General features: G+C 38.6%; 9 protein-coding genes. 2 read left to right on the top strand and 7 right to left on the bottom strand.

Going from position 1 to position 10,607, the window contains the following annotated elements; all coding sequences use genetic code 11:
* Positions 1–221: 221 nt before the first annotated feature.
* Complete coding sequence (locus tag IE080_RS13280) at positions 222–374, top strand: VOC family protein (RefSeq protein WP_373295135.1); 153 nt, start codon at positions 222–224, stop codon at positions 372–374.
* A gap of 51 nt (positions 375–425) precedes the next feature.
* On the opposite strand, the gene IE080_RS13275 is transcribed toward IE080_RS13280, so the two are convergent.
* The 5 genes from IE080_RS13275 to IE080_RS13255 all read right to left on the bottom strand — a co-directional run bounded on the left by IE080_RS13275 (position 426) and on the right by IE080_RS13255 (position 7,620).
* On the bottom strand, positions 426–926 hold the full coding sequence (locus IE080_RS13275; protein WP_189583393.1) for a UpxY family transcription antiterminator: 501 nt from the start codon (positions 924–926) through the stop codon (positions 426–428).
* 153 nt (positions 927–1,079) lie between these two features.
* Positions 1,080–4,484 carry an efflux RND transporter permease subunit gene (locus IE080_RS13270; protein WP_189583390.1) on the bottom strand — a complete coding sequence of 1,135 codons (3,405 nt, stop codon included), beginning with the start codon at positions 4,482–4,484 and terminating at the stop codon, positions 1,080–1,082.
* A gap of 6 nt (positions 4,485–4,490) precedes the next feature.
* Positions 4,491–5,618: an efflux RND transporter periplasmic adaptor subunit gene (locus tag IE080_RS13265; protein WP_189583388.1), complete on the bottom strand. Its 1,128-nt coding sequence runs from the start codon at positions 5,616–5,618 to the stop codon at positions 4,491–4,493.
* A gap of 35 nt (positions 5,619–5,653) precedes the next feature.
* Entirely contained in the window at positions 5,654–7,015 is a 1,362-nt protein-coding gene (locus IE080_RS13260; protein WP_189583386.1) for a TolC family protein, read from the bottom strand.
* Positions 7,012–7,620 carry a TetR/AcrR family transcriptional regulator gene (locus tag IE080_RS13255; RefSeq protein WP_189583384.1) on the bottom strand — a complete coding sequence of 203 codons (609 nt, stop codon included), beginning with the start codon at positions 7,618–7,620 and terminating at the stop codon, positions 7,012–7,014. Before IE080_RS13255 ends, IE080_RS13260 begins: the two co-directional genes overlap by 4 nt.
* Before the next feature lie 221 nt (positions 7,621–7,841).
* On the opposite strand from IE080_RS13255, the gene IE080_RS13250 reads away from it, so the two are divergent.
* Positions 7,842–8,642, top strand: coding sequence for an alpha/beta fold hydrolase (locus tag IE080_RS13250; RefSeq protein ID WP_189583382.1), 801 nt, complete (start codon positions 7,842–7,844; stop codon positions 8,640–8,642).
* A 28-nt stretch (positions 8,643–8,670) separates the two neighbouring features.
* Here IE080_RS13250 and IE080_RS13245 read toward each other — a convergent pair whose 3' ends face one another.
* Entirely contained in the window at positions 8,671–9,999 is a 1,329-nt protein-coding gene (locus tag IE080_RS13245) for a S41 family peptidase (protein WP_189583380.1), read from the bottom strand.
* Positions 10,000–10,046: 47 nt separating this feature from the next.
* Positions 10,047–10,433, bottom strand: a complete 387-nt coding sequence (locus tag IE080_RS13240) for a Dabb family protein (protein ID WP_189583377.1) — start codon at positions 10,431–10,433, stop codon at positions 10,047–10,049.
* Positions 10,434–10,607 lie beyond the last annotated feature (174 nt).

The raw sequence follows: 10,607 nt of genomic DNA, 5'->3' as shown, positions 1-10,607 counted from the left end.
TCCAACATAGGGGCTTACTTTTCATTCATAACAGAAAGAGTAGCTATATTTATTCCTTTCAAACAATTTTCACTAATGGCCGACTTTAGTCGGACACTAGTGTTTTAAATTTAAAAATTAAGTTTCACCAAAGCAACTAAAAAATTAACCATTTAAACTCAAAGATGCATACTCAAGCAAATTTGATTGGACAAACCTGCTTTATTTGTTAGCTTAATTTGATGAAATTCACACAAATAAAAGAAGTTTGCCTGTACATTTCCGACTTGGATGTGGCAGAGGATTTCTATGGAGACGTCCTAGAAATGCCTGTAATTTCTAAAGTAGAAGGAAGGCATATCTTCTTCCGATGCGGCACTTCTGTCTTATTTTGAAGATCCTTTTGGGCACGTACTAGAAATCGTCCCCAAAGGAATTTGGGAATATTAAGCCATAACCTGTAAAAACTTACGAGGGATATTCACCAACATATTTTGGGCAATTCCTGGGATGCGGATAATGAAATAGTCTTTATTTCCTTTGTTGATACACTCCCCTTCCATTCCTTCCAAAGCCCCACCAACAATTTTCACCTGCTGCCCTTTTTCAATTTCTCCAGACTCTGTTTCTACAGCGACACCTGTTTCCAAAATACGCTGAATAGTCTCAATTTCTTCTTCACGTACTGTAGCGTGTTCCCCCGCAAAATGCACAAATTTCACCGCTCCAGGTACCTGAAGGGACTCCCATAAATTAGCTCTGGAGGTTTTGACAAATAGATATCCATTAAATAATGCCTTTTGAACTTTTTTCTTTCTATCTGACCATTGACGCAACTCTTCAATAATGGGCAGATAGACCTCCAAACCTTTTTCTCTTAGTCTTTGAGCTACTTTTTTCTCTGCACGGGAAGTTGTGTACAGCACATACCACTTCAAATCATTCATAATAGTTGTACAAATTGTTCTCAAAAGTAGTCAAAAAACCCTTTTGGAACAGTTTGATAAAGTATAAAATCACCTAACACTTAATAAAAAACCCTTGGGTTATTTACCCAAGGGTTTAAACAATTAAAAACCACCAACCTTTATTAAATCATGTTATTTTAATTTGCGAAAAAGCATATTCAGTTTATCCGCCAACAAATACATGACAGGTACGATAACTAACGTAAGGAAGGTTGCAAAGGTTAGACCAAATATTACAGTCCATGCCATTGGCCCCCAGAAGTCTGCATTATCCCCACCAATGTAGAACTGTGGGTCAAATTGACTGAGCAATGTCGCAAAGTTGATATTCATCCCGATTGCCAATGGAATCAAACCCAAGACAGTGGTAATCGCTGTCAGCAACACGGGTCTTAAACGGGTTTTCCCACCTTGCACAATACTGCTGAGCAACTCATCATAGGAAAGGTACTCTCCTTCTTTGATACCCAATTCTTCTCGTCTACGCTCCCTCACCAAATTGGTGTAGTCAATCAAAACAATGGCATTATTAACCACTACCCCTGCCAAGGAAATAATCCCGATACCGGTCATAATCACGACAAAGTCCATATTGAAAATAACCAAACCAAGGAATACACCGATAGTACTCAAGACTACAGAAGCCATGATAATGAATGGAGTAGTTACAGAGTTAAATTGTGCAACAATGATCAAGAAGATAACCGAAACAGCGATAAATAGGGCTCTCAATAAGAACGCAGTTGATTTAGCTTGCTCTTCTTGTTCTCCTGTAAACTTAACATTGATGCCATCTGGTATGGAATAATTAGCCACCAATTGCTTCAACTCATTATTAATTTCCGTTGGATTGAAACCGTCCAAGACATTGGAGAAAATCGTGATCACTTTATTCAGATCTTTCCTTTTGACCGAACCAAAAGTAGACCCATATTCCAAGTCCGCAACTGCTGAAATCGGCACTTCTTTTTTGTTACCCAACTTATCTCTAAAGTTGATTTTTTTATTGACCAATGAAGCTAAATCATAGCGATATTCATCTTTCAGTCTCAACTGAATAGGATAATCATCTTCACCTTCCTTGTATTTGGAAACTTCCTGACCAAATAAAGCTGTACGCAGTTCACTGGCGATTTGAGAAGTAGACAAACCAAATCTTCGTGCTTTTTCACGGTCAATCTTCAGAATCACTTCTGGACTTCCCAACTCCAGATCGGATTTCAACTCTTCAATACCTGGGATATTAGCTGATACCAAGGCTTCTCTGAACTGATTTTCAAACAAAATCAATTTTTCAAAATCCTCTCCACTCACCTCAATATTGATTGGCTTGCCTACCGGAGGACCGTTACGTTGTTTATCAACCGTAATCAACACCCCAGGATATTTTTCCACCATGGCACGGATTTCTTCCATGATTTTATTCGTGTTTACACCCTGTCTGTACTGATACTCCACAAAACTGATTGTCACTTTTGCTTTATGTGGAGTATTGGCTGTGCTTGGGCCTTCAGACTGATCACCCGTACCTTGTCCAACCTGAGAAATGATAGACTCCACCACATCGCTGTAAGGCTCCATCAATTGTAACAACTCATCCTCCATACCCAACATAAATGCATTGGTAGCCTCTGTATCCGTACCAATAGGATTCTCAATAAACACATTGACAAGAGCAGGTTGATTATCAGGGAAAAACAGCACTTTCGGAGCTCTTACACCCAATAGCACAATGGATAAAACCAACAATAAATTAACGCCTGCAAAGAAGAAATAAGGATTGTAGCCCCTCAGAGCAAACTTCAAGGTACTCTCATACAAGTTTTCTAATCTGACCAAAAATACATTTTGGAACCAGCGGATGGCAGGTCTTAAGGCATACACATTGAATACCGTCAGAATCGCTACAATACCAAATAAATTCCCGAAAGTGATCGAACCTGCCAAGAAACTGATAATCGACATCACCCCGAAAACAACTGCTACAATTAGATTTTTCGTTTTGGGTTTAACTGATTCCACATCTTGTATTTTCATAAACAATGATGTTAGAACAGGATTCACGACCAAAGCAACAAATAAGGAGGATGATAATACGATGATCAAGGTGATAGGCAAGTACTTCATAAACTCTCCAATGATATCATCCCAAAAAGCCAATGGCATAAAAGCTGCCAATGTTGTAGCTGTAGATGTAATGATTGGCCAAGCAACCTCTCCTACCCCTTCTTTTGCTGCACGGATGGGGCTTAAGCCTTCCTGCATCAAACGGTAGATATTTTCTACTACCACAATTCCATTATCCACCAACATCCCCAAAGCCAAAATCAAGGCAAACAATACCATCAAGTTGAGCGTAATGCCAAAAGAATTCAGAACCAAGAATGAAATAAACATGGAAAGCGGAATAGCAATCCCTACGAATAAGGCATTTCTAAAACCCAAGAAGAACATCAAGACCAATACCACGAGAATTACCCCGAAGATGATGGAGTTTTCCAAGTCATTGACCTGGGAACGGGTATTTTTGGACTGATCATTGGTAATGCTTACTTCCAGGTCTGGCGGAAATCGATTGGCTTTTGCATTTTCTATGATTCCTTTAATCTTGTCAGCAGCATCTAGTAAGTTTTCTCCACTTCTTTTGACCACATTTACCGTGACCACAGGAAGCTTATTGCTACGGGCATATGACTCGCGTTCTTTGTAGGTATCCCGAACTTCTGCCACATCCTCCAAGTAAACAATTTTTTGGTTCTCTGTTTTGACAATAATGCCATTCAATTCACTTGGATCCGTAAACTCTCCCGTGATACGAAGCGATCGTCTAAACTCCCCATCCAAAATATTACCCCCGGAAATGGTTACATTTTCTTGGGAAACAGCTTCTGAGATATCCGAAAAGGAAACTCCTAAGGCCTCCATTTTGAAAATATCTGCATCAATTCTGATTTCCCGCTCTACAGTACCACGAAGTTCAGCCTTGGAGATTTCTGGAAGCTTTTCGATTTCATCTTCCAAATACTCCCCAAATTTCTTCAACTCTTCTTCTGTGTAATTTCCCGAAAGGTTCACGTTCATGATTGGGAAATCAGAAGTATTCACTTCAATCACATCAGGATCCTGATCCAAATCAGTTGGCAATTCACTTTTAGCCTTATCCACTGCATCTTTCACATCCTGAATCGCTTTGGAAATTTCAACACCTGGATTAAACTCCACCACCACAGAAGAGAAATCCTGAACGGATGTGGATTTAATATTTTTGATGTTATTGATAGACTTCAGTTCCTTTTCAATCGGACGTGTAATCAAATTCTCCATATCCACAGGAGAATTACCAGGATAGGCTGTACCTACGTAGACTGTAGGAATCACAATCTCAGGAAATGACTCTTTGGGCATGGTGCGATAAGCCAAAATTCCCAACACGGTAATGATGACTGCCAAAATGACCACAGAGGTCTGATTGTCTACCGAAAGCGAGCTCAGCCCAAACTCACGGACGACTTTCTTGGGTTGGTTTTCTTGAGACATGTTTACTTAAGCTGCAATGGTTACTGAAAAATTATCACCTACCTCTCTGAATCCCTTATCAACCAAGGTTTCTGTCCCCGTCAATCCTTCCACGATTTCAGAGCGGTCTTTATACGTTCTTCCACGCTTGATATAGCGTTTTTTACTCAAGCCATCTTCTACGATAAATACATATTCACCTCTGTTATCCTGCAAAATCAAATAATTAGGAACTTTGACAGCTTCATCCACCTCGTAATCCTTGATTTTCAATACTGAAACCATATTTGGCTTTACGTTAGGAAGATTAGGCAAAAAGACCTCGACTTTGAAGGTACGATTGTTTGGATTGATGATAGAACCCACGGCTGATACTTTCGTTCTAAAAGACTCATTGATAGATGGGAAAGAAATCTCCACAGAATCACCTCTGCTAATCACTCCTATGTAGCGCTCGGAAACATCTGCTTCCACATACAATTCGCTCACGCCTACAAATTGGAACATAGGAGACCCTGGCTGTACCAATTCACCCAAACGAACTTGTACGGACTCCACTGTTCCATTGAATGGTGCTCTGACCAAGGTTCTAGACTCCTGGGTGCGTAGAGATGCCAAGTTTTTTTCCAATGTCTCTTTTCTGTTTTTTGCTTCCAAAAACTGTAACTCTGTACCAATCTGCTGATTCCACAAGCGCTCTTGCTTTTCGAATACAATAGTGGCAAGCTCCAATTGCTTTTGAACTTCTTCCATATTTCTCTGGATGGACTCAGAGTCGATTCGGGCCATTACTTGACCTTTAGCCACCTGCATCCCTTCAATAGCAATCACTTCTGTCACTCTTCCCGATACCTCTCCTGAGATATTCACGTTTTTCTTGGAAAGGACCGAACCAGCTACCTCTACATAGTTTTCAAATTTTCCAACGGTAGGCTGAATGGTAGAAATTAATACTGCTTTTCTATTGGCAAGACCAAACTCAGGGTCTAGCAAAGAAATTTCCTTTTCCAAAGCTTCAATTTTTAATCGAAGCTCATTGGCATCTTTTTTCAAGGATGCTAACTCATCTTTCTTTACAGTGAGCTCATCTTTTTTCCCGCAAGAGAAAGCTACCACTGTCAGTAGTATCAAAATAAGTGATGAATAGGTTTTCATATATCTGTTGGTGTAAATGCTTGTGTTAGTTTTCATTATAATAGTCCAAGTGCCTTTTCCAAATCCACTTTAGCAATTAAGGCATCATATAGCGCTGCGAAATAGTTTGTTTCGGCTTCTTTGAGCGCAGAATCGGCATCTACCACTTCGAGGTTGGACCCCACTCCTTCTTGGAATTTGATTTTTGCCATTTCAAATACCTCTAAAGCGAGCTCCATATTTTCTGCTTGTAACTGTAGAGAAGCAACTGAATTTCTCAAATTCACTTTAGCCTGGTAAACCTCTACTTCGAAAGAGCGCTTAAGGAAGTTCTGCTGATTCTCTAACTGCCTCAATTGCACTCTATTTTGCTGAATACGTGCAGCTTTGGAAAAGCCATCAAAAATTGGAATACTTAGGTTGAAACCTATAAAGGCAGCCGTAAACCAATCATTTCTATACAGCTCTGGTAAAGCCAAAGAAGCACCTGATCGGTTGTAAGTCAAGAAAGCATTCAAATTAGGCATGTATTGGATTTGATTATTTTTTAGATCCAAACGGGTCAAATCCATATTCGTCTTCAACTGATCCAATTCTACTCTCCGGGTCATGTCAGCAGTCAGGAGCTCTGTCACCTCGGCTAGATTATTGAAATCTCGGATAGTTTCTGCCACTTCGAGTATATAATCTGTTGGAAGTCCCATTTGTAACTTTAATACCTCCACGCTGATTGCAGTAGCAGCTACAATTTTATCCAATTCAGTTTTTAGGTTATTCCGCTGAACTTTGGTTCTACTGACATCAATTTTTTCAACGAAACCAGCTTCGTAAAGTGCTTCAGTTTCTCTCAACAACGTTTCAACTCTCTCCAAATTAACCTCAAAAATGCGTCTGCGCTCATCATTGACCAAGACTGTGAAATACGCTTTTTTGATAGTCTCACGAACATCAATTTCAGCCTTCTCCTTATCAAACGCTGTCAAAATATTCAATGTCTTGGCTGCCTTCAAGCCCACAAAATAGGACCCATCAAATATCATCTGATCTACCCTCACTCCTAATCCAGATTGAAAATCAACCCCAAACCTTAATTCTACAACATCTGCTGAATTATTTGGGTCAAAAAATGGAGTTCCTTCAATATTAGGTAGAAAGATTACAGGAATAGCGGCGTTGTATGTAAAATCAAGCGTACCGTTGATTTGCGGTAAACCCGATGCCAAGTTTTGACGAATAATTGCCTTCGATGCCAACAACTCCAAGGCTGCATTTTTGGCATCTGGGTTGTTTTGCAAGGCATAGGATATAGCCTCCTCAAGGGTAAAAACCACGGTGTTTTGAGCCGATAGTTGTGGAGGACTGACAAGTTGGAAAAGCAACAACAAGGTTATTGCAAGCCCTTTTATCACGGTTTTCATGCGATGGTGTGTTTTTGGTTTAGATATGCTTGTTTTCCTGATTCTGTTAATATGCCATAGAGGAAGTGTTCGAATACTTCCAGGTGCAATTCAATTAAATTAAATTTTGAAGGAGGGAATTTGATCGGATCAAATAAGCTATCCATTTGTTCCATCCGTAGGTAAGCCAAAATTTCAGAATTGATTTCCGCTCTGAAAACACCTTCTTCTTTTCCCTTATCCAAAACTTCCACAATCTCTTTGAAGACAAACTCCTGCTTGAAATCTTCAAACAATTGCCAACATTGGGGAAAATACCGTTGGATTTCATTCATTACGAGAGGATTAAAATCGGCAAATCGCTTACGGATATAAGCACTCATACCGACCATATGGGAAATCACTCCCTGATCGATTCCTGGATACTCTTCTAGCCTACACTTATCTTTTTCCAAGGCTTGGGAAAAGGTCTCAAATACCAATTGGTTTTTATCTGCAAACTCCTGATAAATCGTTTTTTTTGAAATACCCGCTTGTCTTGCGATATCATCCATGGTAACCGACCTGACTCCAAACTTCATAAACAAGTCTTCGGCAGTTTCTATTATTTTTTCTTTGGTCTCCATTCGGGTGCAAATTTGAAAAATTAAACTCAGGAAACTATACGTGAGTTCAAAGTTTCTTAAGTTTTTTTCAAAAAAAATTTCTGAAAAACAAAAATTAGCCTTCATAACATGATCGAAAAATAACTAAAAAACGAATTTAACCAAATTAAATTCCATGTATACACAATATTTATTAGATAAATTTCACTATGAAAATGAAATAATTCCTTTAATTTTGAATCATGAAAACCTTATTTCTACAGACAAGTTTTGGTGACTTGGTTTACTACAAACATGGCAACGGGAAAAACATCTATTTGCTATTCCACGGTTTTGGTCAAAGTAGCAAAGCTTATCAGTCATTTTTACCTCTTAGAAAAGCCGATGAAACTTTTCTTGTTATCGATATATTTTATCATGGGCAGAGTAGTTGGAATAGCGTAGACCAAAAATTAACCAAGGAAATCTGGAGATCAATTTTTTTGCAATTGATGCAACAGGAAAATTTTGAAAAGTTCCACTTAGTAGGATACAGCATGGGAGGAAAGTTTAGCTTAGTGAGTTACGAATTATTCCCAAACTATGTACAGTCCTTGTTGTTGATGGCTCCTGATGGAATTAAAACAGGATTTTGGTACAATATGGCCACCTTTCCCGGGATTTTCAATCGCTTATTCAAGCATGTAGTATTCCATCCTGAGCGATTTTTCAAGATCATGGATATCCTATATCGTTTGGGATTATTGGAATCCAGTTTTATCAAATTTGTAAAATCTCAAATGCAGACTCGTACGATGCGGGCACAAGTCTATTTCACTTGGAATGTTTTTAAAACCTTGCAACCTGAACTAGGTACAATTATCCAGCAACTAAAACTAAGCAAAACTCCTATCACTTTGGTGACAGGGAAATATGACAAAATGGTCACATCGGAGAATCTCGAAAAATTCAGTTCCAAAATCCCTCAAATACAACGGTTAGAATTAGAATCAGGGCATAACACATTGATTGAAGATTACAGCAAACTCCAATTAATGACATAAAAAAAGCGGGCCTAAACCCGCTTAAATCTTAATACATAAAATATTCTTGTTCCAAACCTTTAAACTGCTCATGCATATGCCATGAAGGTCTGTAATACGTATCCTTCAATCTACCGCTAACTGAACCTTCGGTAATTAAATTCAATGCTGCTGCTAATCTGAATTCTCGAGGATCTCCCCAATTACGGGTCAAATCATCACCCGCTCTTATCGCAGGCTCAAATCCCTCAAAATAATCAGCTTCTCCAGCGGCGTTGGCAATAGAAAAGGTTATCATCTCAATCAAAATATTGTTAGCTACGAGAACTCTGTTATTACCTCCAACTCCTATTGAGCCTACAGGCTTTCCAAAAGTGTTATCACCAACAATTACAACATCCATGAAAGGACGCAAACTATTAATCACAAGTTCGGATGCAGAGGCTGATGAACGGGAGGTAATAAAGACAATTCTATTTAAATTTAAAGAACCCACTTTAGAAAATCTTTCCGATTCATTTCTTTGTGTCTGATTCGGCCCCCACCTGTAAGTGTACATTATTTGTCCATTTGCTGAGGAAGGGACGATATAATTAAGCAATTGCTCTGCTATACTAACCAGACCACCACCATTATACCTTAAATCAATTATTAACTCGTTGATATTTTCATTTTGGAATCTGGAAAATGATTGTTCAACTTCAAAACTTCTTCTGTTACCTGTTCCTTGAGAAGCTCTGAAATTTTCATACACCCAATATCCAATTTTTTTTCCACCCATTTCAATGATTTCTTCATGAGCTACAGAAGTTGCGGTGAAAGCTGCTTTTGGTATAGTTCTAGTTGTCTCAGAACCATCTTGGAGTCTAAACTTAAAAGTGTTTGTTACCCCAACTTCATTTGGTCCCAAATCTATTGTGAATCCTCCACTAGAATTTCTAAAAGATGGAATAGTTCGACCATTAACTTCAATTATCTCCCAACCTCTTTGCCATCCGTCTTGGCCAGCAGGTCCAGATTTTATGACAGAAGCAATGAATGCCCTATCCTCCTGATTGAAAGCCAAACGGAAACCATGGACCCCAGTAACATTCCCAACAATTAAATTCGATCGCTGTTCTTGAGTGGTAAATGTTGTAAATCTATCCAAAGAGTCGAATACAAGAAAGTCCAATAGCTCCCTATTGGAATTGAAATCAGAAGGATTAATTCTTGCAGGGAGTAAGTTGCTCCAATAATACCACTCTTGCATGGATTCAAAAATCGCTTCTTTTACCTGATCTTCTTCACTGAGCACTGGAGTTTCATCTCCTAAGTTACATGCAAACAATGTAACTATTAGTAAAACCCAAACTGACCATAATTTCATAAGCTTCATACCACGGAATTATTTTTCTTTAAATACGTAAATATTTCAGGAATAGATTAAATCGTAAAATCATAAACAACAACTTTACTCCATTTGTTACTGTTTCTTTCAATAAAAGCAAGATGCTGAGGGTCCACTTGGTATTTTTGTTCATCTGCCACACTATCAAAAAAAAATGTGCATGCAATGGAATATGAACTATCAATAACGTCTCGCTCTACAGTAGCAGCAGGTGTACCTATGTAAAACCGCTTTACTGTATCAATCCGGGAAAGTATTTGAGCTTCTTGGATAAATTCCTGTACATCCACCTCCTGATTTAACCAAAAAAAGACTTGATGAATCATAGGTTGCTCGGACCTACCCGCAAAGGTTACATGTGGCATTGCTACTAGTGTTGATCCCAATGCCACGTTTCGAATAAAATTTCTTCTACTACTCATGTCTACATTTTTTTAAGAAATAAGGAGATTTTTTCGATGGTTTTCAAACCTTTTTACCAAAAACTTATTTCAATCTCAAAATTTAACACTAAATACAGAAGGAATATTCTGAAATATGGACCTAATCTTTCAAAATATTTTGCAACAAACAATCCTGTGGACAGGAAGTTCATC

The sequence above is a fragment of the Mongoliitalea lutea genome, assembly GCF_014652135.1.
In the GTDB taxonomy this organism is placed as follows: domain Bacteria; phylum Bacteroidota; class Bacteroidia; order Cytophagales; family Cyclobacteriaceae; genus Mongoliitalea; species Mongoliitalea lutea.
Note: the sequence above shows the minus strand (reverse complement) of the source record. Positions and strands in the feature narration are given on the sequence as shown.